This window comes from Pseudonocardia wallangbongensis (assembly GCF_054486945.1).
In genome coordinates, this window is sequence record NZ_JBRERS010000013.1 from 84,675 (window position 1) to 109,531 (window position 24,857).

The 24,857-nt window shown below is 73.0% G+C and carries 25 protein-coding genes; 17 read left to right on the forward strand and 8 right to left on the reverse strand.

The window, feature by feature from the left end:
• The first annotated feature begins 15 nt into the window (after positions 1 to 15).
• The 5 genes from ACU436_RS34320 to ACU436_RS34340 are packed head-to-tail and all read left to right on the forward strand — an operon-like array spanning position 16 to position 5,098.
• The gene (locus ACU436_RS34320) at positions 16 to 1,605 is read left to right on the forward strand and encodes an ABC transporter substrate-binding protein (RefSeq protein WP_459031224.1); all 1,590 of its coding nucleotides are present in this window, start codon (positions 16 to 18) and stop codon (positions 1,603 to 1,605) included.
• Complete coding sequence (locus ACU436_RS34325; RefSeq protein WP_459031225.1) at positions 1,595 to 2,623, forward strand: ABC transporter permease; 1,029 nt, start codon at positions 1,595 to 1,597, stop codon at positions 2,621 to 2,623. The genes ACU436_RS34320 and ACU436_RS34325 overlap by 11 nt, the downstream gene beginning before the upstream one ends.
• Complete coding sequence (locus tag ACU436_RS34330; protein WP_459031226.1) at positions 2,620 to 3,468, forward strand: ABC transporter permease; 849 nt, start codon at positions 2,620 to 2,622, stop codon at positions 3,466 to 3,468. The genes ACU436_RS34325 and ACU436_RS34330 overlap by 4 nt, the downstream gene beginning before the upstream one ends.
• A complete protein-coding gene (locus tag ACU436_RS34335) occupies positions 3,465 to 4,280 on the forward strand; it encodes an ABC transporter ATP-binding protein (protein WP_459031227.1) in 816 nt (271 codons plus the stop codon). The genes ACU436_RS34330 and ACU436_RS34335 overlap by 4 nt, the downstream gene beginning before the upstream one ends.
• Positions 4,277 to 5,098, forward strand: coding sequence for an ABC transporter ATP-binding protein (locus tag ACU436_RS34340; RefSeq protein ID WP_459031228.1), 822 nt, complete (start codon positions 4,277 to 4,279; stop codon positions 5,096 to 5,098). The genes ACU436_RS34335 and ACU436_RS34340 overlap by 4 nt, the downstream gene beginning before the upstream one ends.
• Before the next feature lie 382 nt (positions 5,099 to 5,480).
• Here ACU436_RS34340 and ACU436_RS34345 read toward each other — a convergent pair whose 3' ends face one another.
• Genes ACU436_RS34345 through ACU436_RS34360 form a run of 4 tightly spaced genes read right to left on the reverse strand, consistent with a single transcriptional unit; the run spans position 5,481 to position 9,093 of the window.
• On the reverse strand, positions 5,481 to 6,005 hold the full coding sequence (locus ACU436_RS34345) for a pyridoxamine 5'-phosphate oxidase family protein (RefSeq protein ID WP_459031229.1): 525 nt from the start codon (positions 6,003 to 6,005) through the stop codon (positions 5,481 to 5,483).
• A gap of 42 nt (positions 6,006 to 6,047) precedes the next feature.
• Positions 6,048 to 7,595, reverse strand: a complete 1,548-nt coding sequence (locus ACU436_RS34350; protein WP_459031230.1) for a tripartite tricarboxylate transporter permease — start codon at positions 7,593 to 7,595, stop codon at positions 6,048 to 6,050.
• Complete coding sequence (locus tag ACU436_RS34355) at positions 7,592 to 8,086, reverse strand: tripartite tricarboxylate transporter TctB family protein (protein ID WP_459031231.1); 495 nt, start codon at positions 8,084 to 8,086, stop codon at positions 7,592 to 7,594. The genes ACU436_RS34350 and ACU436_RS34355 overlap by 4 nt, the downstream gene beginning before the upstream one ends.
• Positions 8,083 to 9,093, reverse strand: a complete 1,011-nt coding sequence (locus tag ACU436_RS34360; RefSeq protein WP_459031232.1) for a Bug family tripartite tricarboxylate transporter substrate binding protein — start codon at positions 9,091 to 9,093, stop codon at positions 8,083 to 8,085. Before ACU436_RS34360 ends, ACU436_RS34355 begins: the two co-directional genes overlap by 4 nt.
• 101 nt (positions 9,094 to 9,194) lie before the next feature.
• Here ACU436_RS34360 and ACU436_RS34365 point away from each other — a divergent pair, with 101 nt between their 5' ends.
• From ACU436_RS34365 to ACU436_RS34385, 5 genes are all read left to right on the forward strand, one after another.
• Positions 9,195 to 9,944 (forward strand): IclR family transcriptional regulator, encoded by a 750-nt coding sequence (locus ACU436_RS34365; RefSeq protein ID WP_459031233.1) that lies wholly within the window; start codon positions 9,195 to 9,197, stop codon positions 9,942 to 9,944.
• A gap of 73 nt (positions 9,945 to 10,017) precedes the next feature.
• On the forward strand, positions 10,018 to 11,223 hold the full coding sequence (locus ACU436_RS34370) for a CaiB/BaiF CoA transferase family protein (protein ID WP_459031234.1): 1,206 nt from the start codon (positions 10,018 to 10,020) through the stop codon (positions 11,221 to 11,223).
• A complete protein-coding gene (locus ACU436_RS34375) occupies positions 11,223 to 12,035 on the forward strand; it encodes a citryl-CoA lyase (RefSeq protein ID WP_459031235.1) in 813 nt (270 codons plus the stop codon). Before ACU436_RS34370 ends, ACU436_RS34375 begins: the two co-directional genes overlap by 1 nt.
• A 1-nt stretch (position 12,036) precedes the next feature.
• Positions 12,037 to 12,639 carry an RraA family protein gene (locus ACU436_RS34380; RefSeq protein WP_459031236.1) on the forward strand — a complete coding sequence of 201 codons (603 nt, stop codon included), beginning with the start codon at positions 12,037 to 12,039 and terminating at the stop codon, positions 12,637 to 12,639.
• Positions 12,636 to 13,574 (forward strand): hydroxyacid dehydrogenase, encoded by a 939-nt coding sequence (locus tag ACU436_RS34385; RefSeq protein WP_459031237.1) that lies wholly within the window; start codon positions 12,636 to 12,638, stop codon positions 13,572 to 13,574. The genes ACU436_RS34380 and ACU436_RS34385 overlap by 4 nt, the downstream gene beginning before the upstream one ends.
• Here ACU436_RS34385 and ACU436_RS34390 read toward each other — a convergent pair.
• Entirely contained in the window at positions 13,553 to 14,275 is a 723-nt protein-coding gene (locus ACU436_RS34390) for a polysaccharide lyase family 7 protein (protein ID WP_459031238.1), read from the reverse strand. The genes ACU436_RS34385 and ACU436_RS34390 overlap by 22 nt on opposite strands.
• 86 nt (positions 14,276 to 14,361) lie before the next feature.
• Between ACU436_RS34390 and ACU436_RS34395 the strand changes: the two genes are divergently transcribed.
• Positions 14,362 to 15,156 (forward strand): SDR family NAD(P)-dependent oxidoreductase, encoded by a 795-nt coding sequence (locus ACU436_RS34395; RefSeq protein ID WP_459031239.1) that lies wholly within the window; start codon positions 14,362 to 14,364, stop codon positions 15,154 to 15,156.
• A gap of 106 nt (positions 15,157 to 15,262) precedes the next feature.
• Positions 15,263 to 15,910 carry a cytidylate kinase-like family protein gene (locus tag ACU436_RS34400; RefSeq protein ID WP_459031240.1) on the forward strand — a complete coding sequence of 216 codons (648 nt, stop codon included), beginning with the start codon at positions 15,263 to 15,265 and terminating at the stop codon, positions 15,908 to 15,910.
• A 12-nt stretch (positions 15,911 to 15,922) separates the two neighbouring features.
• Here the strand turns inward: ACU436_RS34400 and ACU436_RS34405 are convergent, their stop codons facing one another.
• The 3 genes from ACU436_RS34405 to ACU436_RS34415 form a co-directional block, all read right to left on the reverse strand.
• On the reverse strand, positions 15,923 to 17,080 hold the full coding sequence (locus ACU436_RS34405; RefSeq protein ID WP_459031241.1) for an ABC transporter substrate-binding protein: 1,158 nt from the start codon (positions 17,078 to 17,080) through the stop codon (positions 15,923 to 15,925).
• A 95-nt stretch (positions 17,081 to 17,175) separates the two neighbouring features.
• Positions 17,176 to 19,032, reverse strand: coding sequence for a bifunctional sugar phosphate isomerase/epimerase/4-hydroxyphenylpyruvate dioxygenase family protein (locus ACU436_RS34410; protein ID WP_459031242.1), 1,857 nt, complete (start codon positions 19,030 to 19,032; stop codon positions 17,176 to 17,178).
• Positions 19,033 to 19,050: 18 nt separating this feature from the next.
• On the reverse strand, positions 19,051 to 20,037 hold the full coding sequence (locus ACU436_RS34415) for a LacI family DNA-binding transcriptional regulator (protein WP_459031243.1): 987 nt from the start codon (positions 20,035 to 20,037) through the stop codon (positions 19,051 to 19,053).
• A gap of 211 nt (positions 20,038 to 20,248) precedes the next feature.
• On the opposite strand from ACU436_RS34415, the gene ACU436_RS34420 reads away from it, so the two are divergent.
• Genes ACU436_RS34420 through ACU436_RS34440 form a run of 5 tightly spaced genes read left to right on the forward strand, consistent with a single transcriptional unit; the run spans position 20,249 to position 24,855 of the window.
• A complete protein-coding gene (locus tag ACU436_RS34420; protein WP_459031244.1) occupies positions 20,249 to 20,701 on the forward strand; it encodes a TRAP transporter small permease in 453 nt (150 codons plus the stop codon).
• A complete protein-coding gene (locus tag ACU436_RS34425) occupies positions 20,698 to 21,972 on the forward strand; it encodes a TRAP transporter large permease (protein ID WP_459031245.1) in 1,275 nt (424 codons plus the stop codon). The genes ACU436_RS34420 and ACU436_RS34425 overlap by 4 nt, the downstream gene beginning before the upstream one ends.
• The gene (locus ACU436_RS34430; RefSeq protein ID WP_459031246.1) at positions 21,969 to 22,868 is read left to right on the forward strand and encodes a shikimate dehydrogenase; all 900 of its coding nucleotides are present in this window, start codon (positions 21,969 to 21,971) and stop codon (positions 22,866 to 22,868) included. Before ACU436_RS34425 ends, ACU436_RS34430 begins: the two co-directional genes overlap by 4 nt.
• Before the next feature lie 2 nt (positions 22,869 to 22,870).
• Complete coding sequence (locus ACU436_RS34435; protein WP_459031247.1) at positions 22,871 to 23,896, forward strand: DctP family TRAP transporter solute-binding subunit; 1,026 nt, start codon at positions 22,871 to 22,873, stop codon at positions 23,894 to 23,896.
• Complete coding sequence (locus ACU436_RS34440) at positions 23,893 to 24,855, forward strand: phosphotriesterase family protein (protein WP_459031248.1); 963 nt, start codon at positions 23,893 to 23,895, stop codon at positions 24,853 to 24,855. The genes ACU436_RS34435 and ACU436_RS34440 overlap by 4 nt, the downstream gene beginning before the upstream one ends.
• Positions 24,856 to 24,857 lie beyond the last annotated feature (2 nt).

Consider the following 24,857-nt stretch of genomic DNA (forward strand, 5'->3'; position numbering starts at 1 on the left):
ATCGGGGAGGTGCACATGTTCGGTGCGAGGCGATCGGTGGCGCTCGCCGCCGCGACGGCCGTGGTGCTCGCGGTGGCGGCCTGCGGGTCAGGGGGGTCCGGCGGTGGGTCCGGTTCCGGGCCGACGCTCGTGATCGACTCGACGTTCGACCTGAAGACGGTCGACCCCGGCCGCGAGTACGAGCTCACCGGGCAGATGCTCACCCACGGCATGTACGAGACGCTGCTGACGTTCACCGGCGACGACGTCGGCACCCCGGCGCCCGGCCTCGCGTCCTCCTACGAGCTGTCGCCCGATGCCAAGACACTGACGCTGACGCTGGCCCAGGGCCGGGTGTTCTCCGACGGCAGCCCGGTCACCGCCGACGACGTCGTCTTCTCGCTGCAGCGGGTGATCGGCATGAAGGGCAACCCGTCCTTCCTGCTCGACGGCGTGACGGTGGCGAAGAAGGACGACTCGACGATCGTGCTGACCAGCGCCGAGCCGAACGCCGCCCTGCCGTTCATCCTGCCGAACCCGGCCCTGTCGGTCGTCAACTCGAAGGTCGTCACCGCCAACGGCGGCTCCACCGACGACCAGGACGGCGCGGAGCAGTTCCTCAACACCACGTCCGCCGGCTCCGGGCCCTACACGCTCAAGTCGCTCGACGTCGCCAGCCAGGCGGTGCTCACGAGGAACCCCGCGTACAACGGGCCCGCGAAGCCCGCCTACGAGAACGTCGTGATCCGCAACGTGCAGGCCGCCACCCAGGCGCTGAACGTCCAGAAGGGCGACTCGCAGGTCGCGCTGGACCTCTCCGGCGACCAGGTGGGCGGGCTCGACCAGGGCGAGCTGACCGTCACCAGCGGGGCGTCGGCCTACACGATCTTCCTGTTCCTCAACCAGGGCGCGGACGTCTCCGCCACCACCAGCAACCCGCAGTACGTCTCGGCCGTGAAGAAGGCCATCGACTACGCGGGCCTCCTGCAGGTCGCCGGTGCGGGCTCGGTGCAGCCGGCGGGCATGATCCCGACCATGATCGCGGGCTCCCTCGCCGCAGGTGACGCTCCGAAGCAGGACCTCGCGGGGGCCGCGGCGGCGCTGGCCGCGAGCGGTGCCGGCGGCCCGCCGCCGAAGCTCGCGTACCCGAGCGACTTCACGCTCCTCGGCCTCAGCTTCCAGACCCTCGCCGAGCGGCTGCAGGCCCAGCTGGCCGCGGCCGGCATCACCGTCGAGCTCGCACCGGCGCCGGTGGCCACCGAGCTGGACAACTACCGCGACGGCAAGGAGGAGATCGGGCTCTGGTACTGGGGGCCCGACTTCCCGGACCCGTCCAACTACCTGGCCTTCGCCCCCGACGGCCTGATCGGCGAGCGCGCGAACTGGCCGGCGAGCGCGGCCCCGGACATCGACCAGGCCGCCAAGACCGCCGCGGCGGCCGTCGACCCGGCGGAGCGCGTACGCCTGTACCAGGAGTTCCAGCGCAGCCTGAACGCCGGCGGGCCGTTCATCCCGCTCGTCCAGCCGGCCACGAACATCGTCACGGCCACGTCGGTGACCGGTGCCGCCTACAACCCGATCTGGACGCTGGACCTCGGGGCGGTCGGTGCGGCCGGTGGTGCGTAACCCGCTCGCCCGCTATCTGCTGCGCCGGCTCGGGGTGTCGGTGCTGCTGATCGTCGGTGTCACGCTCGTGACGTTCCTGCTGACGAACCTGGTGCCCGGCGACCCCGTGGCGGCCAACCTCGGGCAGCGCGCTGCGGCGAACCCGGAGACCGTCGCGGCGTACCGGGCGCACTACGGGCTCGACCGGCCGCTGCCCGTCCAGTACGCGACGTACCTGGGCAACCTGGCCCACGGCGATCTCGGCGAGTCGCAGCAGACGCACCGGCCGGTGCTCACCGACCTGCAGTCGGCGGTGCCGGCGACGCTGGAGATCGCGATCGGGGCGATCGTGCTGTCGGTGCTGATCGGGGTCGGGTTCGGGGTGGTCGCGGCCGTGCGGCGCGGGCGGCTCGCCGACAGCGCGCTGCGGCTGGTGTCGCTGGTCGGGATCTCGGTGCCGACGTTCTGGCTGGCGCTCGTCGCGTTCTACGTCTTCTCCTTCCAGCTCGACCTCGCGCCCGGCTCGGGCCGCCTCGCGCCCGCCACGACGCCGCCCCCGCACGTCACCGGGCTCTACACGCTGGACTCCCTGCTGGCCGGGGAGTGGGAGACGTTCGGCGACGCGCTGGCCCACCTGATGCTGCCCACGCTGGTGCTGACGCTCTACACCGTCGGCCTGCTCACCCGGTTCACGCGCTCCGCCGTGCTGGAGGTGCTGGAGCAGGACTACGTGCGTTCGGCCCGCGCCAAGGGCCTGCCGGGCCGGACCGTTCTCTTCCGGTACGTGCTCCGGGCAGCGATGGTGCCGGTCCTGACCGTGGTCGGGCTGGCGTTCGGCGCCCTGCTCTCCGGCACGGTGCTCGTGGAGGAGATCTTCGCGTGGCCCGGCGTCGGGTCCTACGCCTACCAGGCCGCATCGCACCTCGACCTGCCGGCCGTGATGGGCGTCGGCCTGCTCGTCGGCGTCATCTACCTGGTGATCAACCTGGTTGTCGACCTCCTCTACGGGGCGATCGACCCGCGGGTACGGGTCTCATGAAGATCCGGATCCCGCAGGCCTGGCGCACGCCGCTGGGCGTCACCGGTGCCGTGGTGGCGCTGGTGTGGATCCTGGTCGCCGTGCTGGGCCCCGCGTTGTGGCCCTACGACCCGCTCGTCCAGGACTTCCCGCGCCTCGAGGCGCCGAGCGGGGCCCACTGGTTCGGCACCGACGAGCTCGGCCGGGACGTGTTCACCCGCGTGCTGGCGGGCGCCCGCGTGACGATGCCGCTGGCGGTCCTGCTCGTCGGGTTGTCGGTGGTGATCGGCGGCGTGCTCGGGCTCGCGGCCGGGTTCTTCGGGCGCTGGGTCGGCGAGACCGTGATGCGCCTGACCGACCTCGTGATGGCGTTCCCGACGGTCATCCTGGCGATGGTGGTGGCGGCGTCGCTCGGGGCGAGCCTCCTGAACGCCGTGCTGGCGGCGCTGGTCGTCTCGTGGCCCGCGTACGCGCGCGTCACCCGAGGGCTGGTGGTCGGCATCCGGGAGGCCGACTACGTGCTGGCCGACCGGCTGCTCGGGTTCTCGCCGCTGCGGTCGCTGCGCACCGACATCGTCCCGATGGTCACAGGGCCCGTACTGATCCTCGCCAGCCTGGACATCGGCACGGCGACACTGCTGCTCTCCGGCCTGTCGTTCCTCGGGCTGGGCGCGAAGCCGCCCACCGCGGAGTGGGGCTCGATGGTGGCGACGGCGATCCAGAACTTCGACTCGTGGTGGCTGGGCGTGTTCCCCGGCCTCTCGATCCTGACCGTGGTGATGGCGTTCAACTTCCTGGGCGACGCGCTGCGCGACGCCCTCGACCCGCACACGGCGGGCGAGCTGGGCAAGGCGGAGACGCGGTGACCGGCCTCCGGATCAGCGGCCTGACCCTGAGCATCGGCGACACCCGGATCCTGCGCGGGGTGGACCTCGAGCTGGAGGCGGGCCGCATCCAGGGCCTCGCCGGCGAGTCGGGCTCGGGCAAGACGATGACCGGGCTCGCCGTGATGGGCCTCCTCCCGGCGCGCTCGCGGGTCGGGGGCACGATCACGTTCGACGGCCGCGACCTGCTGGCGCTCACGCCGCGGCAGCTGGGCGACCTGCGCGGCACCGAGATCGCGATGGTGTTCCAGGACCCGTCGACGAGCCTGCACCCGATGCTGTCGGTCGGCGCGCAGCTCACCGACCACCTGCGCCACCACATGCGGCTCGACCGGGCGAAGGCCCGCGCCCGCGCCGTCGAGCTGCTCGAACGGGTGCGGATCCCGGACCCCGCGGGCGCGCTGCGCCGCTTCGCGCACCAGTTCTCCGGCGGGCAGCGCCAACGCATCGCGATCGCCATCGCGCTGGCCTGCTCCCCGTCCGTGCTCATCGCCGACGAGCCGACCACCGCGCTCGACGTCACGGTCCAGGCGGGCGTGCTGCACCTGCTGCGCGACCTCGCCCGCGAGATGGGCCTCGCCGTGCTGCTGGTGACGCACGACCTCGGCGTGATGAGCGCGGTGGCCGACCGGGTGGCCGTCATGCGCGACGGCGAGGTCGTGGAGAACGGGGATCGCCGCCAGGTGTTCACCGCCCCCGCGCACGACTACACGGCGTCGCTGCTCGCGAGCCTGCCCGGTGCGACCGGCGGCGTCCGGTCCCTCGACGACGTGCGCGCGCTGGAGGAGTCGTGACCCTCCTGGAGGTCGCAGGCCTGAAGGTGGTCTACCGCGGCCGGCCGCCGGTGCGCGCCGTCGACGGCATCGACCTGGCGGTGGGCGCGGGCGAGGTCCTGGGCCTCGTCGGGGAGTCGGGGTGCGGCAAGTCGACGGTGGCGCGCGCGATCTGCGGCCTCGTCCCCCCGGCCGCGGGCACCGTGTCGTTCGACGGCCGGCCGGTCGTCCCGCTCGGCCTGCGACGCCGCCCGGTGGAGCTGACCCGCATCCAGATGGTGTTCCAGGACCCGTACGGCTCACTGCACCCGCGGCGGCCCGTCGGCACCCAGATCGGGGACGGCGCGCGGGCGGCCGTCGCCCGCGGCGCGGAGGGGTCCGAGCCGGGGTGGTGGTTGGAACGGGTCGGGCTGGACCGCGGGGCCGCCCGCCGCTACCCGCACGAGTTCTCCGGCGGCCAGCGCCAGCGGATCGCGATCGCCAGGGCCCTCGCCGCCCGCCCCGATCTCCTGATCGGCGACGAACCGATCTCGGCGCTCGACGCGTCGACCCAGGCGATCGTCGCGGCGCTGATGCGTGACCTGGCCGTCGATGCCGGTGCGGGCCTGCTGTTCATCTCGCACGACCTGACCGTCGTGCGGCTGATCGCCGACCGGCTGGCCGTCATGTACCGGGGGAGGATCGTCGAGTCCGGGCCCGCGCGCACGATCTGGGAGGACCCCCGGCACCCCTACACCCAGGCGCTCCTGGCCGCCGTGCCCCTGCCCGACGGCTCCGGGACGATGCCCGAGCCGCCGGTGGACGGGGTGGAGTTCCCGCTGGAGCCGGTGCTGCGCTGAGCGCCCTCCAGGTGGTGCCGGGCCTCCGGTGGCGCCGCGCAGTGTGCGGGGCTGTCCTGCGGGCAGGCCGGGGCCTGCCCGGTTGGGCGCGCGGCGCCACCGGAGGCGGTGTGGCAGCCATGATCACGGCTCCGGTGCGGGAGCGGCCGCAGTTGTCCTGCAGCACCGATCAAGGGCAAATGGTCGCTCCCAGAGATCATTTGGCGACCATTACTCCTTGATCGACGGTTCGGCGCATTCGCGGGCCGAATCCGCCCGGGAGTGCGCCCAACTGCTGATCAAGCCGCTGCTGCGAAGGGACCTTTCATGATCAAGTCGACACCAGGGGCCTCGCCGTCGCCTCAGGGACACGTGGCGTCGATCTGATCATGCACACGGCCCGTCAGGAGAAGGTCCACTTCGTGGCGCCGTCCGGTGCGGCGGTGGCGACACCGACGGCCGTCCGGAGCGTGAAGCGGTGGAGGTGCCACGGGGGCGGCCCGGCGCTGGGTGCGCTGAAGGGTGCGGTGAGCCCGCCTTCCCCGTCGGACTCGGCGGGCCAGCCTTCTGCGGCGTAGTGCGCGGCGAGCTGCTCGATGGTCCCGACGTCGGTGACGCGGTGAGCCTCGCCTTCCATCGTCAGGTCGAGGCCCGGGATGCGCACGGAGATCGTGCAGGCCGGGTTGGCGGCCAGGTTGTGGGACTTGCGGGTGCCGGGCCCGCTGGTGAAGTAGATCTCGCCGTCGTGCCATGCCGCCCCGATCCCGGAGGAGTGGGGGCGGCCGTCCGGGCTCGCGGTGCCGAGGAAGACCGGGGTTTCCATCTTGGTGAAGCTCTCGGGCAGGACGTCGCGTGCCCTGCTCCACGGCAGGGCCTCGTTGCCGTAGTGGTCGAGGTTCGTGGCGGCGGTGGGCTCGTGTTCGGTCATGGGGAGGTGACTCGGGCGGCGAGCGGAACTCATCGCCGGGGCTCAGTCCTCGTCCCCCACGGCGAGCCGGCTGACGTCGGTCCGGCGGCCGCGGGCCCGGGCCAGCAACCGCGGCGCGTGCGGGAGCAGGAAGGCGGCGAGCGCGAGCGCGAGGATGACGGCCGAGAGCGGCCGGGTCACGAACACCGACCAGTCGTCGTTGGACGCGGTGAGGGCGCGGCGCAGCTGGCTCTCCAGGTTCGGGCCGAGGATCGCGCCGAGGATGACCGGGGCGATCGGGAAGCCGTACATGCGCAGGGCCAGCCCGACCGCGCCGATGCCGTAGGCGATGAGGATGTCGATCGGGTTTCCGGAGACCGAGAAGACCCCCAGCGTGGCGAAGACGAGGATCCCCGCGTAGAGGACCGGCCGCGGGATCTGCAGGACCTTCACCCAGACGCGGATGAGCGGAAGGTTCAGGGCCAGCAGCATGACGTTGCCGATGTAGAGCGAGGCGATCAGGGCCCAGACGAGGTCGCTGGACGTGTCGAACAGCTGGGGTCCCGGCTGGAGGTTGAAGATCTGGAAGGCGGCGATCAGGACCGCCGCCGTTGCGGACGTCGGGAGCCCCAGGGTGAGGAGCGGGACGAGCACGCCGGAGAACGACGCGTTGTTGGCCGCTTCCGGGCCCGCCACCCCCTCGATCGCGCCCTTCCCGAACTCGTCCCGCCCGCGGGAGCGGCGCTTCTCGTAGCTGTAGCTGAGGAACGTCGGCAGCTCCGCCCCGCCGGACGGCAGCACGCCGAAGGGGAACCCGAACGAGGCACCGCGCAGCCACGGCGCCCAGGAGCGGCGCCAGTCCTCGCGGCTCATCCAGCCGATGCTGCCCTTCTCCGGCGGCGGCAGCTCGGCGAGCCTGCCGGGCCGGGTCCGCCCCTTGACCAGGACGTAGAGCGTCTCGCCGATCGCGTACAGGCCGATGATCAGCGTGACCTCGTCGATGCCGTCGAAGAGCACCGGCTGGCCGAACGTGAGCCGCGGCTGCCCGGACAGCGCGTCGAGGCCGATGATCCCGATGGTCATCCCCAGCGCGAGGGACAGGAGCCCGCGCACCATCGAGCGCCCGACGAGCGCGGTGACGGAGACGAGGGAGAGCACCATCAGCGCGGCGTAGTCCGCTGCGGTGACGGTGCTGGCCAGCCGGCCCAGGGGCACCGCGACGACGGTGAGCAGCAGCGTCGAGATCGTGCCGGCGACGAACGAGCCGATGGCCGCGGTGGCGAGCGCCTGCCGGGCGCGCCCGGCCTTCGCCATGAGGTGGCCTTCCATGGCCGTCGCGACGGACGCCGACTCGCCCGGGGTGTTGAGCAGGATCGACGTGGTGGAACCGCCGTACATCGCGCCGTAGTAGATGCCCGCGAACAGGATGAACGCCCCGGCCGGCTCGTCCATCTGGAAGGTCACCGGCAGCAGGAGCGCGATCGTCACCGCGGGGCCGATCCCGGGCAGCACGCCGACCAGGGTGCCGAGGGTGACGCCGAGCGCGGCGAAGAGCAGGTTGCCCGGGGTCAGGACGGTGGCGAAGCCGCCCAGGAGGTCGTCGAGGATCACAGGGGGAGCACCCCCGATGGCAGTGATATCCCGAGCAGCCGGGAGAAGACGAAGTACACCGCCAGGCTGAGCAGCACGCCGACGACCACGTCCCGCCGGTGGTGGGTGGACCCCAGCGCGGCGGCGGCCCCGATGAAGAACAGGGCCGTGCTGAGGACGTAACCCAGCGGGTAGAGCACGTACACGTAGACCACGAGCAGCACCGCGAGGACCGCCAGCCGCTTGACGTGTGTGAGCCGCTCGGTGCTCTCGTCCGGTGCGCCGCTCGCGACCACCCGGATCCGGCTCGCCAGGTAGAGCACGCCGAGGACGAGCCACAGGACACCGAGTGCGGTGGGGAAGAAGCGCGGCCCCTGCGGGCTCAGGTCACCGCGGACACCCAGCCCCTGGGTGAGGACGACGACACCGAGCAGCAGGATCGCCGCGGCGAACGCCAGCTGCGCCCATGACGCCGCGGGCCGGGTGGCCTCGTCGGCGTCGGGCGTGGTCACAGCCCCAGCTCCTGGAGGGTGCCGGTGACCGTGTCGTTCTGCGAGCGCACGAACTCCGCGGCCTCGTCGCCGGTGCGGAAGTCGTCGGCCCAGCCGCGCTTGGCCAGGATGTCCGACCACTGCGAGCTGTCGTGGATCTTCGTGACGAAGTCCGTGATCGCCGCCTTCTGCTCGTCGGAGATCCCGGGCGGGGCGAAGAGCCCGCGCCAGTTGACGAAGTCGACGTCGTACCCGGCGGCCTGGAGCGTCGGTGCGGGCTGCCCCGCGACGTCACCCGCGTCCGAGCTGACGGCCAGCAGCCGCATGTCGCCGGACTCGATCTGGCCGACGAACTCCGAGAGGCCCGAGATTCCCACCTCGACGTCGCCGGAGAGGATGCCCGCGGTCGCCTCGCCACCGCCCGCGTAGCCCACGTACTTCAGGCCGGCCGGCTGCTGGCCCGCCGCCTTCAGCAGCAGGCCGGCGGCGATGTGGTCGGAGCCGCCCGCCGAGCCGCCGCCGAAGATCACCGACGTCGGGTCGGCCGCGTACTGGTCGACCACCTGCTGGATGGAGGTGAAGGGGGAGTCCTTGCGGACGACGAAGGCCTCGGTCTCCGAGGTCAGCGTCGCGATGGTCGTGGCGTCGGTGACCTTGAGCGGCGAGTCGGCCTGCACCAGGGCGCCGATCATGACGAGCCCACCGAGCATCAGCGTGTTGGGGTCGCCGCTGTCCTGGCCGGTGATCTGGGCGAGCCCGGTGGCCCCGCCGCCGCCCTCGCGGTTGACGACCTCGACCGACTGGTCCGTCAGGTGGGCCTCGGTGACGACCTGCTGGAGCGAGCGGGCCGTGGAGTCCCACCCGCCACCCGGTGCCGCCGGGACCAGGAGCGTGACCGGCCCGCTCGGGTACGTGCCCGCGTCCTGGCTGCCGGTGCCCGGCGAGCCGGGAGGGCTGCACGCCGTGGCCGCGACCACCAGCCCGAGGGTGATGGCCGCCCGAATGAGCCGGGTGCGGATCGACGTCATACCTGTCTCCCTTGTCAGCGACGTGCGGCGACACTGTAGACACCGAACCATCCTGTGGTCCAGAGAAACCGATAGATGGTTTTTCGTGTTACCGTCCCGCCATGCCAGCCGCCGCCGAACCACAGGTACGCAGCGTGGGGCGGGCGTTCGGGATCCTCGACCTGCTGACGCGGCGGCCCCCGGTGCTGCCACTCCGCGAGATCGTGGAGGAGACCGGGCTGCCGAAGACCACCGTCGTCCGTCTGCTGGCCGATCTGCAGCGGCGCTCCGTGGTCGTGGCGGTCCGGGACGGGGAGTACTCGCTCGGGGCGGCGATGCTGTCGTGGGTGCGGGCGGCGGAGGGCCTGTGGCGCGTGGACGAGGAGACCCACGCGATCATGGCGCGACTGGTGCGCGAGCACAACGAGACCGTGTGCGTCTACGTCCGGCAGGACCTCAACCGGATCGCGATCGCCCAGCACGAGGGCCGGCACACGGTGCGCAACGTCGTCGAGGTGGGAGCACCGATGCCGCTCTGGGCCGGTGCGGCGAGCAAGGTCCTGCTCATCGCGCGGCCACAGCTCGTCGAGCGGCTGCCCGTCGACGAGGAAGGGCGGGTGTCGCTGCTGCGCGAGGTGGCGGCCGCGGGGGTGCGGGGCTGGGCGCGGTCGGACGGGGAGCGTGAGGTGGGGGCGGCAGCGGTGGCGGCGCCGATCAGGGGTCGGGACGGCCGGGTCATCGCGGCGCTGAACATGAGCGGGCCGAGCTCGCGGTTCGCCGGGGACGTGCTGGCCGCCGGCCTGGACGGCCTGCGGGCGGCCGCGGAGCGGCTCTCGGAGCGCGGTATCGGCAGCGTGGAGGCGCTCCTGTGAGCGGAGCTTGCGGAGCGAACCAATGTCACAGCGCCTGCGCGAAGCGCCGCCCGAGCGACAGCGAGGGCGTGCGGTGAGCGCTCACCTGCTGGAGGGCGTCACGGTCCTCGACCTCACCAACGTGCTCGCCGGCCCGTACGCCGGCTACCAGCTCGCCCTGCTCGGGGCCGACGTCGTCAAGATCGAGAACCCGCGCGGGGGCGACCTGGCCCGCAGGCTGGGGGCCGATCCCGACCTCAGCGACGAGCTGCTCGGGGTGTCGTTCCTGGCGCAGAACTCGGCGAAGCGGTCCATCACCCTCGACCTGAAGGCGCCCCGCGGCGCGGAGATCTTCACCCGGCTCGTGCGCGGCGCCGACGTCGTCCTGGAGAACTTCCGGCCCGGCGTGATGGAGCGGCTCGGGTTCGGCTGGGAGGCGCTGCGCGCGATCAACCCGGGCGTCGTCTACTGCGCGATCTCCGGGTTCGGGCAGACCGGCCCGATGCGGGGCCGCCCGGCGTACGACCAGATCATCCAGGGGCTGTCCGGCCTGATGAGCGTCACCGGCACGCCGGAGACGGCGCCGCTGCGGGTGGGCGCGCCGATCTGCGACTCCATGGGCGGGCTCGCGGCGGCGATGGCCGTGAACGCCGCGCTCGTGCGCAGGGGCCGCACCGGCGAGGGCGCGTTCCTGGACGTCTCCATGCTCGAGACCGCCATGACGTCCATGGGGTGGGTCGTCTCCGACCAGCTCGTCGCCGGGGTGGCGCCCACCGTGATGGCCAACGAGAACCGCACCGCGGCGCCGTCGGGCACCTTCGACACGGCCGACGGTGCGCTCAACATCGCCGCGAACAAGCAGGAGCAGTGGGAGACGCTGTGCGCCGTGCTCGGGCGGGACGAGCTGGTGGCCGACCCGCGGTTCCGCACGCGGGAGCTGCGCAAGGCCAACCGGGACGTGCTGCGGGCCGAGCTGGAGACGACGCTGCGCGAGCGCTCCGCCCAGCACTGGGACGCGGTGCTGCTCGGGTCCGGGGTGCCGGCCGCGCCGGTCGTCTCCGTCGCGGACGCGCTGTCGAACGAGCAGGTGCAGGCGCGGGGGCTGGTCGCCGAGCTGCCGTCGCCCGCGGCGGCCGACGGCACGGTGCGCCTGCTCGGCGGCCCGGTGCACGTCGACGGCGCGCCGTCGGCGCCGGACCGGCGCCCGCCGCGCCTCGGCGAGCACACGGACGAGGTCCTCGGCGGCCTGGGCTACGCAGGCGACGAGATCGCGCGGCTGCGCGAGGAAGGGATCATCTGATGTCGAGACAGGCCACCAGGGACGACCACGACCCGGCGTCCCGGTGGTGGGCCACCGCGATCAGCGACATCACCCCCGGCGTGATCCGCCTCCGGGGCTACCCGGTCGCCGATCTCATCGAGGAGGCGTCGTTCGCGCAGGTCGTCTGGCTGCTGCTGCGCGGTGACCTGCCGTCGCCGGCACAGGCGCGGCTGCTCGAGCGGGCGCTCGTCGCGGGGGTGGACCACGGCCCGCAGTCGCCGGCGATCGCGATCGCCCGGATGGCGGCCACGTGCGGTGTCGGCATCAACAACGCGATGGCCAGCGGCGTGAACGTGCTCGGGGACGTCCACGGCGGGGCCGGGCAACAGCTGATGGAGCTGCTGGCCCGGATCGAGGCCGAGGACGGCGCCCCGACGGACGCGGTCCGCGCGGCCCTCGCCGACCTGAAGGCGCGGCGGGTCCACGTGCCCGGCTTCGGGCACCGGTTCCACCCGGTCGACCCGCGCCGCGACCCCCTCATGGCCGCGGTCGAGCGCGCGGTCTCCGACGGGGTGGTCGCCGGGGACGCGTACCGGGTCGCGCTGGAGATCGAGCGGCAGCTGGCCCCGATCCCGATGAACATCGACGGCGCCACCGCGGTGGTCTTCAGCGAGCTCGGCTTCGCGCCGGAGCTGGGAAGGGGCCTCTTCGTGCTGTCCCGGTCGGTGGGCGCGCTCGCCCACGCGTGGGAGGAGAGCGGGTCGGGTCTGCGCAACAAGGGCCCGATCCCGCGCACGAGCCTGCCCGCCTACACGGGGCAGCCGGAGCGGCGGGTGGGTCACCGTGGCTGAGATGGCGTCCTTCCCCCGGATCGACCCCGAGCTCGTCGCCCGCCTCTCCCGGTTCGGCGCCGCGGTCCTGAGCGACGCGATGGGCCGGCGCGGCTGCGTCGACGACGCCGTCCAGGCGCGGTGGCCCGGGGCCGCGGTGGCCGGCCCCGCCTTCACCGTGTGGACGCGGGAGGGCGACAACCTCGCCGTCCACGAGGCGCTCGAGGCGACGGCACCGGGCGACGTGCTGGTCGTCGACGGGCACGGCGCCACCGTCCGGGCGCTCATCGGCGAGATGATCGGGATCAAGGCGGTGGCCAGGGGGTTGGCCGGGTTCGTCATCGACGGCGCCGCGCGGGACATCGCCGAGCTCGAGGCGCTCGGCATGCCGGTCTTCAGCCGCGGGCAGACCCCCGCGGGCCCGTTCAAGACCGGCCCGTTCGAGCTGCTGGACACGGTGGCAATCGGCGGGGTCGTCGTCCACCCCGGCGACGCGGTCGTCGGCGACCGCGACGGGGTCGTCGTCGTCCCGCGGGAGCGGGCGGCCGAGGTACTCGCCCGCGCCGAGGAGATCGCCGCGGGCGAGGTCGCCAAGCGCGCCGCGAACGCGGTCCCGATCCGATGACGAGCTGGCTGACCTGGGTGCCCCGCCCCATCGACGACGCGGCGTGCGACCGGCTGCGCGAGGTGGGTGACGTCGCGGTCGGGGTGCCGTGGGAGGAGGTGGCCGGGCGCGTCGACGCCGTGCTCCTGCGCAGCGACCGGATGGACCGGGCCCGGATCGAGGCCGCGCCCCACCTCCGCATCATCGCCCGACACGGCGCCGGCTACGACACGGTCGACCTGGCGGCGGCCCGCGAGCGCGGCGTCGCCGTCACGGTCACCGCGGACGCCAACGCGGTGTCCGTGGCCGAGCACGCGCTCGCGCTGATCCTCGCCGTCGTGCGCCGGGTGGCCGCCGCCGACGCCGGGGTGCGGCAGGGCCGCTGGGACCAGGCGCGGCGGGCAGCCGTGGGCCAGGAGCTCGACGGGAAGGCGCTGGGTGTCGTCGGGTTCGGGCGGATCGGCCGCCGGGTGGCCCGGATGGCCGCCGCGTTCGACATGACGGTCCTGGCCACCGACCAGGACGCCCATGTCGAGCCGGCGGCGCTCGAGCTCGGCGTCCGGCTGGTCGGGTTGCCGGAGCTGCTCGCCGCGTCGGACGTCATCTCCCTGCACGTCCCGCTGCTGCCCGCCACCCGCCGCCTGATCGACGCGCGGGCGCTGGCCACCGTCCGGCGTGGCGCGGTCCTCGTGAACACGTCACGGGGCGGCCTGGTGGACGAGTCCGCGCTGGTCGACGCGCTGGACCGCGGGCTCCTCTCCGGGGCGGGCCTCGACGTGTTCGACGAGGAACCGCTCGCCGCGGGCAGCCCGCTGCTGCGCGCCGACGTCACCCTGACGCCGCATTGCGGCGGGCAGACCGTCGAGGCGATGCGCCGCGTCGGCCTGCAGGCCGCCGACTCGGTGGTGGCCTGCGCGCGCGGGCTGCCGCTCGATCAGCGCTCGTTGATCGCGTAGAACGTGACGCGGCCGCCGTCGTCGTCACCCTCACCGGACTCGGCCTGCTGGTAGTCGCCGACCTGGAAGCGGACCGTCTCCCCCTGGAACTCCTCGGGTACCGGGGCGGTGGCCTGCTTCGTGTCGCCGCCGTGGGTCGCGCTGATCGTCATCGAGCCGTTGCCGTCGTCGCTGATCGTGAAGTCGAACCGGTCGTTCAGCGGCACCCCGGACAGCAGCGGGAAGGTCTGCTTCTCGTCCCCCTTCTGCTTCTGCTTGACCTCCGCCTCGATGTCCCCGTCCTTGTAGTGGAGCATCACGTACGGCACCGACTTGATGTCGTCGGAGCCGTGGACCTGCCCGATGATGATGTCCTTCGAGTCGGTCGGCACCTGGGACACCGCGAGCGAAGCGGTCAGGCTGCGCTGGTCCGTGCCGGCGGAGAAATCGTTGAGGCTGATGAGCTCGGTACGCGGGCTCTTGGAGTTCTTGGTGGTCGCGCCGGCGGCCGGAGCCCAGAACGTGAGGCTGCCGTCGGGCCCGGCGGTCAGCCAGGGGTCCGTGACGGCGGCCGGCTCGACCTCCGCGGCCTTGCCGCCCTTGCCCTCCTCGGGGAGCGTGAGCTTCCAGCCCTGCAGGTCGATCGCGCTCGGGGTGGTGGGTGGCTCGGGTCGGAGAACGCCCAGAACCAGCCACAACAGCCCACCGACGAGGATGATCACTCCAACGACGATAGCCAGTACCCGGCGGTTCACCGTGCGGTGATCTGCTCGAATGGCCATGCGGGCGATGCTAGGTGGAGGAAACTATGAGCACGCTGAAGAACAAGATCTGCCTGGTCACCGGCGCGGGAAGCGGCATCGGGACGGCCACGGCGGTCGCGCTGGCCGCCGAGGGAGCGGTCACGGTCCTCGTCGGCAGGCGGCGGGGGTTGCTCGAGGAGGTAGCCGCGACGATCGCCGCGGCGGGTGGCACCGCGCACGTCGCGCCCGCCGCCGTCGACGACCCGGAGCAGGTGGCCGCGCTCGTCGACGGCGTGCGCGAGCGCGTCGGTCCGGTGGACGTGCTGGTCAACGTCGCCGGGTCGGCCTCGAAGGTGCGCAACGCCCGCTGGATGTCCGACGACGACTGGGACGCCGTGCTGCGGGTCAACCTGAGCGGCGTGTTCACCCTGACCCGGGCCGTGCTGCCGGACATGCTCGACCGCGGTGCCGGCACCGTGATCACCGTGTCGTCGAACGCGGCGCTGCGACCCGGCCTGCTCAGCGGGCCGGCCTACGCCGCGGCGAAGGCCGGCGTCGTCAACTTCATGCACTACCTCAACGCGTCCTACCGCAACGACGGCGTCCGGGCCACCGCGATCCTGCCCGGAGAGGTCGACACCCCGATCCTGGACAACCGGCCGCTGCCCCCGCCGGCGCGGGAGCGCGCCACGATGCTCATGCCGGAGGACGTCGCCGCCGCCGTGCTGCTCGCCGCGTCGTTGCCGCAGCGGGCGGTGATCGAGGAACTGCTGATCACCCCGACCCACCAGCGCGACCTGTCGCCCGACATCGAGGCGGGGCGACGGTCCGGCGCTCCGGAGGATTTCCGGCCCTTCTGAGCCGAGGTTCGTCCGAGTGGGGGACGTCTTCTGCTGCCATCCGGCACCGTTTGTTCTAACGTTGTCGCACCTGGTCTCAGGACTTTCTCAGGACGGAGGCCCAGCCATGCGGCACGTCGTCACGATCTCCGCCAGCTACGGGTCCGGCGGTGCGTTCATCGGCCCGGCGGTCGCCGAGAAGCTCGGCGTGCCGTTCCTGGACCGCGCGATTCCCAGGGCCGTGGCGAGCGAGCTCGGCATCCCGGTCGAGGACGCCTTCAACCGGGACGAGCACGTCCAGGGCTGGCTGACGCGCATGCTGACCGCCGCCGCCCCGGCCTCGTCCGACTGGATGATCGGGGTCAGCCCGCCGCCGGGCGCGCTGCTGCCCGACGCGCACTTCCACGCCTGCACCGAGCGCGTGATCCGGGCGGGGATCCGGGAGCACGGTGGGGTGATCCTCGGCCGGGCGGCCGCGATCGTGCTGCGCGATCACTACACGGCGCTGCACGTGCGGCTGGACGGCGACCCGGAGCGCAGGGTCCGGCAGGCCATGAGCCTGCTGGGGGTCGGGGAGCGGGAGGCGCGGGACGCGATGGCCCGCAACGACAGCGCGCGCGAGTCCTACGTGCGGCACTTCTACCGCACCGATGCGGGCGGCCCGGAGCACTACCACCTCGTGCTCGACAGCACGCGGATCTCCACGGAGGACTGCACGGAGATCATCGTCAAGGCGGCGGAGGCGCGCAGCCGGGTGCACGCCGAGCCGGCGTGACGGTGCACGCCCTCAGATGATCGGCCGGCTCGGGTGCAGTCCGAGCCAGCCGGTGGTCGGAGGGCCCTGGACCTCACCGAAGTACAGGGCGAAGGACTGCCGCCAGCGCTCGACCTCGGCGCGGTCGGCCATGAACTCCACGAAGTGGTCGACGTGGGCGTTCGGGTACTCCCAGATCGGCCTCAGCCCGTCGGCCGGGGGGATGTCCGTGCGCACCGACCAGCCGTTGGACGCGGCGTGCTGCACGTCGGTGGAGAGCTGCCAGTTCAGGTAGAGCTTCGCCGCAGCGGGGTGCTCGGCGCCGGCGAGGATCGCGGCGCGCTGGCCCCAGGCCAGGAACGGGATGTCGTCGGTGGCGACCCAGCGGGTCGTGGACGCCACCGCCGGGCTCGGTGTCCCCGGGCCACCGATGCCGATGGCCTTCTGCCTCGCGGCCACCGCGGCGCCCGGGGTGTGGGTGCCGCGGGCGAAGTGGACGTTCTGCGCGGCGAGCCGGGCCGCCCACTCCCAGCCGTACTCGTAGACGTACTGCCGGTACAGGAACAGGACGGCGTCGTCGTCGTGCGGGTACGCCGACGCGATCCTCCCCTTCCACCGCGGGTCGACGAGGTCAGGCGGTGTTCTGGGGGCGGCGCCACCGACGCTCGCGCTGTCGTACATGAAGCTGAAGGCGATCACGGCGGTCGCCACCCACGCGCCGTCGGGGTCCTTGAACCCGTCGTGGAGGGCCGAGAAGCCGGCGGGCTTGTACGGCAGCAGCAGGCCCTCCTCCTTCCAGCTGGGGAAGTCGTGCAGGGTATGCAGCTGGACCACGTCCGGGAGCAGCACGCCGGTGGCGACCTGGTTGTCGACGCGGGCGTCGTGGAACTTGCTGTAGTCGACCACCGTGGTGGGCTGCATGCCGGGGAAGCGGGACCGGAACGCCTGCTCGGTGGCGTCCTGCTGGTTCGCGGTGTCCCCACCGGCGTACACGACGAGCGGGCCGCCCTCCTGCAGCGCCTCGGCGTACAGCTGGTCGAGCGACGTCGTCTCCTCCGGGACGCCGGGGGGCTCCTGGGTCGTTCCGCTCGCGGTCTCGCTGCGCGCGGCGAACGCCGCCGCACCGAACGACGCCGCCCCGACCGCGGCGGCGCCGGCGGCGAGCACCTGCCGCCTGCTGAAGGTGGTCATCGCACTCCCCCTTCGCCGCCGACCCCGTCCGCGCGCGGACCGTACGTCGCAGGCCGGTGGTCCGGCCGGGCCGAGCACCCGGTCGGGCCGGGGATTCAGCCGATCGGGGCCATCGCGAGGCGGGCCCGACGGTGGGCGGCCATCCGGACGGGTGCGTTCGGTGCCCCGTACGCGTCGTAGCCGCCGATCCGCTGGACGACCTCGAAGAAGACCCGCCCGCCGAGCACCTCGGAGTAGAGGTGCAGGTACGCCCCTGAGCCGGTCTCGTCGTAGAAGAGCCCGAGGTCGCGCATCTCGGCGAGCCGGGCCGGGTCGAGGTCGAAGCGGGCGTCGAGGTCGTCGTGGTAGTTGGCGGGGACCTCCAGCAGCGGGGCGCCCGCCGTGCGCAGCGCACGCGCGGCGGCGACGATGTCGCCGGTGGCGAACGCGACGTGCTGGGGTGCCGGGACGCCGGGGGACCACCCGCCCCGGCGCAGCAGCGATGCCGTCAGGGTCAGGCGCACCGAGCGCCCGGCGTCGGTCACCGCGCGGTCGCGGACCAGGCCGAACGGCGCCGGGATCTCGGTGACCGCCTCGGGGCCGAGCCCGAGTACCTCCCGGTAGAACAACGCCGCCTCGTCGAAGGAGTCGAACGGCTGGGTGAGGCCCACGTGGTCGATCCCGGTGATCCCGGCGCCGCCGTCGCGGGGCACCCCGGTCGGGAGGAAGTCGGCGGGCCAGCCGTCGGCGACGGTGCGGGTGAAGAAGACCTGGGTGCCGTCGGGGGCCGCGACGGCGGAGAGGTCGGCCTCGGCGACGCCGCGGGCGCGGGGGAGCACCGGGGCGAGCAGCGACGTGGCCCGCTGCGCCGAGCCCGCCGGGTCCTCGCTCTCCAGGCCCAGCGCGGCGACCTCGGCCACCCCGGCCGCCGCGGGCCGCACGACCGACGCGTTCAGCAGGATCCGGGCGCCTCCCTGCTCCCACAGCTGGACGGGCTTCGTGCGGTGCTGCCCGGTGTGGGCGAACCCGAGCCGGGCCAGGACGTCGCCGACGCGGGGCCCGGAGATGCCGTCCACGGCCAGTTCGGCGAACGAGTGGCCGGTGAGCCGGGGCGCCGCCGGGCGCCTCGGCAGGCCGAGGTCGGGCCGCTCGGTGGCCGCCCGCTCCTCGAGCCACAGCAGGGAGCGCATGGCGTCGACGGCCGTGCGTGCCGGATCGGCCTGCCGGAACACGTCGTTGAAGACCTCCAGCGAGAGCGGTCCCGGGTAGCCGGCGTCGAGGACGTGCGCGAGGAAGGCGGGCAGGTCGAAGGCGCCCTGGCCGGGGAAGAGGCGGTGGTGGCGGCTCCACTGCAGGACGTCCATGTGCAGGTGCGGGGCGTCGGCCAGCTGGAGGAAGAAGATCTTGTCCGGATCGATGCCGGCGAACCCGGCGGGGTCGCCGCCCCGGGAGAGCACGTGGAAGCTGTCCAGGCACAGCCCGAGGGCCGGGTGGCCGGCGCGGCGGACGGCCTCCCACGAGCCTTCCCACGTGCTGACGTGCCGGCCCCACGCGAGGGCCTCGTAGGCGATCCGCAGCCCGCGCCGGGCGGCCGGCTCCGCGGCCGCGGCCAGCTGCTCCGCGAGGCGCCCGGGGTCGGCCACGGCATCGGCGGCGACGGAGGAGCACACGAGCACCGTCGACGTGCCCAGGCGTTCCATGACGTCGAACTTGCGCTCCAGCCGGCGCAGGTTCCGGGCGAAGCGGTCCGGGTCGGTCGAGTCGAGGTCCCGGAAGGGCTGGTAGAGGTCGATGGTCAGGCCGAGGTCGGCGCACCGGGCGGCCAGGTCGGCGGGCGACCAGGGGGATGCGATCAGGTCGGGCTCGAACACCTCGATCCCGTCGAACCCGGCCGCGGCCGCGGCGGCGACCTTGTCCTCGAGCGTGCCGGACAGGCACACGGTGGCGATCGAGCGGCGTGGCGGCGTGCTCATCGAGGACCCTCCGGGGATCTATCGCGGACCGGTCGACCCGCGGATGACGAGTTGCGAAGGCAGCACGATCTGCGGCGTCGGCCGGCTGCCTCGGGGGTGGCCGACCGACTCGAGGAGGATCTCCACCGCCGCGCGCCCGACGTTGGTGTGCGTGCCGCCGAGCGTGGTGAGCGATGGCGTGCACAGGTCGGCCGCGAAGATGTCGTCGAAGCCGACCACGCTGACGTCCTCCGGCACCCGCACGGACCGGTTCGCGAGGCGGCGGAGCACGCCGATGGCGAGCAGGTCGTTGTGGGCGACGATCGCGGAGGCTCCCGTCCTGATCGCCGCGTCGGCAGCGGCTCCGCCGCTCTCCACCGTCGGGGTGTACGGGCCGGTTCCCAGCGCGCTCATCCCGAGCTCCGCCGCGGCGTCGCGGAGCCCGGCCCACCGGCTCGCGGCCATCCAGGAGTTGGTCGGGCCGGCGAGGTAGACGAGCGAGGTGTGCCCGAGCGAGGCCAGGTGGGCGACGATCTGCCGGCAGCCCTCCCATGGTTCGAGGACCACGCTCGCGATGTCCTCCACCTGGCGGTTGATGAGGACGACCGGGTGCGCCGCCGCCAGCTCGACGAGCTTCTCGTCCGGTTGCCGGCTCGCGGCCAGCAGGAACCCGTCGACGGATCTCGTCAGGCGCCGGACCTGTTCGAGCTCCATCCGCGTGGACTCCTCGGCGTTGACGAGCACCAAGGTGTAGGCGGCGGCCTTGGCCCGCATCTCCGCGCCGCGGATCAGCTCGAAGAAGTGCGGGTTGGTGATGTCGGAGACCACCATCGCGATCGTCTGCGTCCGGTTCGAGGTCAGCGCCCGCGCGTGGGGGTTCGGCTGGTAGCCGAGCTCGCGGGCGGCCTCGAGCACGCGGTCCCTCGTCGCCGCGGCGATGCGGCCGGGCTTGCCGAAGACGCGCGACACAGTGGACGTCGCGACGCCCGCGGCCCGTGCGACGTCGTAGATGGTCGGGTTTTCCACGTGTCCATCGCCCACGTGTCCATCACAGTCGGATGACGGCTATTTGGCAACCTTGGCAACCGCTTGCCAGCCATCCGGCCGCCACTTACGGTCCGACCGACGTGAGATCGCTGGCACCGATGCCGGAAGGGCGGGTCGATGGGCCGGGACCTGGGCCGAGATGTCCGATAGCGCGCCCGAGCGCCGGAGATGGGCGCCGTGGGTGGATTTCGTGACGCGGCTGGAGCTGGCCATCGGCGCCGCCGCGCTCGTGCTCATCTTCCTGTTGGTGCTGGTGCAGGCCACCCAGCGCTACCTGCCCGTGTCCGGCTGGCCGTGGACCGGGGAGCTCGCGCGCTTCGGCCTCGTGTGGCTCACGATCTCCGTGGCCGGGGTGCTGGTCACCAGCGACTCGCACATCGCCCTGCAGCTGGTCGACGGCATCAGGAACCCGGTCGTCGTGCGGGTCGTGCGGGTGGTCGCGGCCTTGACGGTCGCCGCGGTCGGCGCGGCGTTCGCGCTGGAGGCGTGGGACCTGATGGTCTCCCAGGGGCGCCTGCGGTCCCCGTCGTTGCGCATGCCGCTCACGTGGCTGTACCTGTTCCCGTTCCTCGGTTTCCTGAGCACCGCGGTGCGGGGCGTCGTGGCGGCGATCGGGTTCGCCCGGTCCGAGGAGCCGGCATGAGTCTGCTGTTGCTGAGCCTCGGGATCGTGCTGCTGCTGGTCCTGCGCGTCCCGGTGGCGTTCGCCTTCCTCGGGCCGTCGCTGGCCTACATGTGGGCGACCGGGCAGTCGCTGGGCCTGAGCCTGCGGCTGATCGTCAACGCCACCGCGAGCTTCCCCCTGCTGGCCGTGCCGCTGTTCGTGCTGCTGGGCGTGGTCGCCAACCGCGGCGGGATCGCCGAGATGCTGTTCGACTTCGCCCTCGCCGTGCTCGGGCGGGTCCGCGGTGGGCTCGGGTACGTCAGCGTCGGGGTCAGCCTCGGCTTCTCGTGGATGAGCGGTTCGGCGGTCGCCGACGCGGCGGCGCTCGGGAAGGTCCAGATCCCGGCGATGCTCCGCAACGGCTACCCGCTGCGGTTCGGCCTCGGCGTCACCGGTGCCGCGGCGCTGATCGCTCCGGTCATGCCGCCGAGCATCCCCGCCGTGATCTTCGCGGGTCTCGCGGCCGTCTCGACCGGTGCCCTGTTCGCGGCGTCGGTCATTCCGGCGCTCCTCATGGCGCTGGGCCTGTGCATCGTGGTGTTCGTCCAGGTGCGCCGCCAGGCCGGCATCGTGCCGACCGAGTTCTCGATGCAACGGGTGCTCAGCACGGGGAAGCGCGTGATCGCCCCGCTCGGCGCGCCGGTGGTCATCCTCGGCGGGATCCTCACCGGCGCCTTCACCCCCACCGAGGCGGCCGCGGTCGGGGCCGCCTACATGCTCGTGCTCTGCTTCGCCTACCGGACGCTGCGCCTGCGGGACCTGCCGGGGGTGTTCACCGAGACGGTCGTGACCACCGCGGCGATCATGCTGATCGTCTCGTCCGCCGCGCTGCTGGGCCACATCCTGGCGCGCGAGCGGGTTCCGCAGCTGCTGACCGAGAGCATCTTCGGCTTCACCGGGGACGCGACGATGTTCCTGGTGATCACGGCCGTGCTGATGCTGATCCTCGGCACGGTCGTGGACGCCACCGCGGTGCTCGTGCTGGTGGTGCCGATCCTGCTGCCGATCAGTGCCGGGTTCGGCGTCGACCCGATCGTGCTCGGCGTCCTGATGATCGTGACCTTGATGATCGGGCTACTGACCCCACCGGTCGGGACCGTGCTCTACGTGCTGAGCTCGGTCGCGCGGACGAGGGTCAACGAGGTGTTCCGGGGGTCGCTGCCCTTCATCGTGCCGTTCCTGGTGATCGTCGTCCTGATCATCGCCTTCCCGGACGCGGTCCTCTGGTTGCCGAAGGCGCTGGGGCTGTGAGTAGCGATGTGCGGCGCACGTCGTACCTGGCCGGGCTGCTCGGCCAGGGCATCGGCCCGTCGCTCTCCCCCGAGCTGCATGAGCGGGAAGGGGCGCGGCAGGGGCTGCGCTACACCTACCGGACGGTGGAGCTTTCCGATGCCCAGCTCGACCGGGAGCAGCTGCGCGGGCTGCTCGCGCACGCCGTCGAGCTGGGCTTCGACGGGCTGAACGTCACCCACCCCGTCAAGCAGGCCATGGCCGCGGTCGTCGACGAGCTGGCCCCCGAGGCGGCCGCCATCGGGGCGATCAACACGATCCTGGTGGGGCCCGGGGGCACCCGCGGGCACAACACCGACGTCACCGGCTTCGCCGCGGCCGTCGCCGACGGGCTCGCGGGCGCCGCGCTCGACCGGGTCGTGCTGGTGGGAGCGGGCGGTGCCGGCACCGCGGTGGCCCACGCGCTCGCCGGGATGGGGCTCTCCGCCCTGTGGGTCGTCGACGCCGACCCGGAACGCGCGGAGCGGCTCGTGCGGTCCTTGCGGGATCGGCCGGGCCTCCGGCTCGCGACGGGTGCGCCCGCCGAGCTGCCCCGGCTCACCAGGGCGGCGTCCGGGCTGGTGAACGCCACCCCGATGGGGATGGCCGCCCATCCCGGCTCGCCCGTCGACCCGGAGCTCCTCGACGACGACCTCTGGGTCGCCGACATCGTCTACCGGCCCCTGCTCACCGAGCTGGTGCGCACGGCGTCCGCGCGGGGCTGCCGGGTCCTGACCGGGGCCGGGATGGCGGTCAACCAGGCCGCCGACGCCTTCGAGCTGATCACCGGCCGTCCCGCGGACCGGGCCGCCATGTCCCGGGACTTCGACGAGCTCGTCGCCGACGAGGTCGCCGCGTCCCCCCGACGAAGGGATTGACCATGTTCACGCAGCAGTGCCGCCGCCGTGCATTCGTCGCGGTCCTCACCCTCCCGCTGTTCCTCGGCACGGCATGTGGCGGGGGTGGCGGATCGGCCGGGGAACAGGGCGGCGCCGAGAACATCGAGCTGACCCTCGCCCACAGCTACAACGAGCAGCAGCCCCAGCACCGCTGCGGGGCCAAGGTCATCGCGGACGAGGTCGCGGCGGCGAACGTGGGCCTCACGGTGCAGGTCTTCCCGAGCAGCCAGCTCGGTGGTGACGCCGACCGGATCCAGTCGGTGATGTCCGGTGACATCGACCTGGACATCCAGGGCGCCTCCGCGCTCGGAGCCGTGTACGACCCGATGAGCGTCGTCGACGCCGCCTACGCCTTCGACGACGGCGCGCACCTCGCGCGCTTCTTCGGCAGCGACGCGTCCAAGCCGCTGACCGACGGGTTCGCCGAGGCCACCGGGGTGACCGTCCTCGGAGCGTGGTCGGCGGGCTCCCGGCAGTTCACCGCCAACCAGCCGATCCGCCGCCCGGAGGACCTCGCGAACCTCCGGATGCGCTTCCCGAACTCCCCGCAGTTCCTCATGAACGCCGCGGCGCTGGGCGCCAACCCCACCGAGGTCGCCTACGAGGAGCTCTACCTGTCGCTGCAGCAGGGGATCGTCGACGGCCAGGAGAACCCGATCGTCAACATCGACGCGCTGAACCTCGGCGAGGTCCAGGACTACATCAGCCTGTCGCGCCACCAGGAGAACTCGAACCTGGTCCTCGTCGGACCGGTGTGGAACGAGCTGAACCCGCAGCAGCAGGAGGCGCTGTCGCGGGCGGTCGACACGGCCGTCGCGCAGGTGCCCGGATGCGTCGAGCAGGACGAGAAGAAGATCCTCGACGGGTGGCGGACCGGCGGCCAGTTCCAGGTGGTCGACGACGTCGACGTGGCCGCGTTCCGGGCCCGGGTGGAGCCGTACCTGCGTGCCAACCTCAGCCCCGAGCAGCTCACCGTCTACGAGGCGATCCGCGGGTCGGCCGCGTGACCGTTCCGACGTTCCGGGGGTCGGTTCCCGCCGGGGAGCTCGGCCCGACGTTGATCCACGAGCACGTCTTCGTCGGCAGCCCCGAGCTCGATCTCAACCACCCGCACCCGGAGTGGGATCCCGTGGAGGCGGTCGAGGGGGCGGTCGCCGCGCTGACCCGGGCACACGACCTGGGGATCCGCACGGTCGTCGACCTGACCGTGCTCGGCCTGGGACGCGACGTCGCCCGGGTCGCGAGGGTCGCCGAACGGGTCCCGGTGCACCTGGTGGCCGCCACCGGCTACTACACCTCGAACGTGCTGCCGCCGTTCTTCCGGACCCACGGCCCCGGCCGGCTCGTCGACGGCCCGGACCCGCTCGTCGAGTACTTCGTGCACGACATCGTGGAGGGGATCGCCGGGACGGGCGTCAAGGCGGGCATGATCAAGGTCGTCACCGACGAGGAAGGTCTCACCGACGACGTCGTCCGGGTGCTGACCGCGGCCGCCGAGGCGCACCGGCGGACCGGGGTCACCGTGACCACGCACAGCAGGCCGGCACTGCGCAACGGGCTGGAGCAGCTGGCGTTCCTGCGGGCCCGGGGCGTCCCGCCCGAGCGGATCGTCATCGGCCACTCCGGCGACACCGACGACGTCGACCACCTCCGGCAGCTCATGGACGAGGGCGCCACGATCGGCATGGACCGGTTCGGGATGGAACACGTCCTCCCCGACGACCGCCGCGTCGCCACCGTCCTCGCCCTGCTCCGGCTCGGCTACGCGGACCGGATGGTCCTGTCGCACGACGCGGCCTGCTTCAGCCGGATGACCCCACCGTCGTGGCGCGCGGCCCACACCCCGCACTGGCACTACGAGAACATCCCCCGCCGGGTGCTGCCGATGCTGCGCGCCGGCGGGGCCACCGAGGCGGACATCCACCGGATGCTCGTGACGAACCCCGGCCGGCTGCTCGCGCGGTGATC

What these genes read in the sequence shown, in the direction of transcription:
- ACU436_RS34320 (WP_459031224.1), top strand. Translation starts at nt 16, where the DNA reads ATGTTCGGTGCGAGGCGATCGGTGGCGCTCGCCGCCGCGACGGCCGTG.
- ACU436_RS34330 (WP_459031226.1), top strand. Translation starts at nt 2,620, where the DNA reads ATGAAGATCCGGATCCCGCAGGCCTGGCGCACGCCGCTGGGCGTCACC.
- ACU436_RS34345 (WP_459031229.1), bottom strand. Translation starts at nt 6,005, where the DNA reads ATGACCGAACACGAGCCCACCGCCGCCACGAACCTCGACCACTACGGC.
- ACU436_RS34360 (WP_459031232.1), bottom strand. Translation starts at nt 9,093, where the DNA reads ATGACGTCGATCCGCACCCGGCTCATTCGGGCGGCCATCACCCTCGGG.
- ACU436_RS34365 (WP_459031233.1), top strand. Translation starts at nt 9,195, where the DNA reads ATGCCAGCCGCCGCCGAACCACAGGTACGCAGCGTGGGGCGGGCGTTC.
- ACU436_RS34375 (WP_459031235.1), top strand. Translation starts at nt 11,223, where the DNA reads ATGTCGAGACAGGCCACCAGGGACGACCACGACCCGGCGTCCCGGTGG.
- ACU436_RS34380 (WP_459031236.1), top strand. Translation starts at nt 12,037, where the DNA reads ATGGCGTCCTTCCCCCGGATCGACCCCGAGCTCGTCGCCCGCCTCTCC.
- ACU436_RS34385 (WP_459031237.1), top strand. Translation starts at nt 12,636, where the DNA reads ATGACGAGCTGGCTGACCTGGGTGCCCCGCCCCATCGACGACGCGGCG.
- ACU436_RS34395 (WP_459031239.1), top strand. Translation starts at nt 14,362, where the DNA reads ATGAGCACGCTGAAGAACAAGATCTGCCTGGTCACCGGCGCGGGAAGC.
- ACU436_RS34400 (WP_459031240.1), top strand. Translation starts at nt 15,263, where the DNA reads ATGCGGCACGTCGTCACGATCTCCGCCAGCTACGGGTCCGGCGGTGCG.
- ACU436_RS34405 (WP_459031241.1), bottom strand. Translation starts at nt 17,080, where the DNA reads ATGACCACCTTCAGCAGGCGGCAGGTGCTCGCCGCCGGCGCCGCCGCG.
- ACU436_RS34410 (WP_459031242.1), bottom strand. Translation starts at nt 19,032, where the DNA reads ATGAGCACGCCGCCACGCCGCTCGATCGCCACCGTGTGCCTGTCCGGC.
- ACU436_RS34425 (WP_459031245.1), top strand. Translation starts at nt 20,698, where the DNA reads ATGAGTCTGCTGTTGCTGAGCCTCGGGATCGTGCTGCTGCTGGTCCTG.
- ACU436_RS34435 (WP_459031247.1), top strand. Translation starts at nt 22,871, where the DNA reads ATGTTCACGCAGCAGTGCCGCCGCCGTGCATTCGTCGCGGTCCTCACC.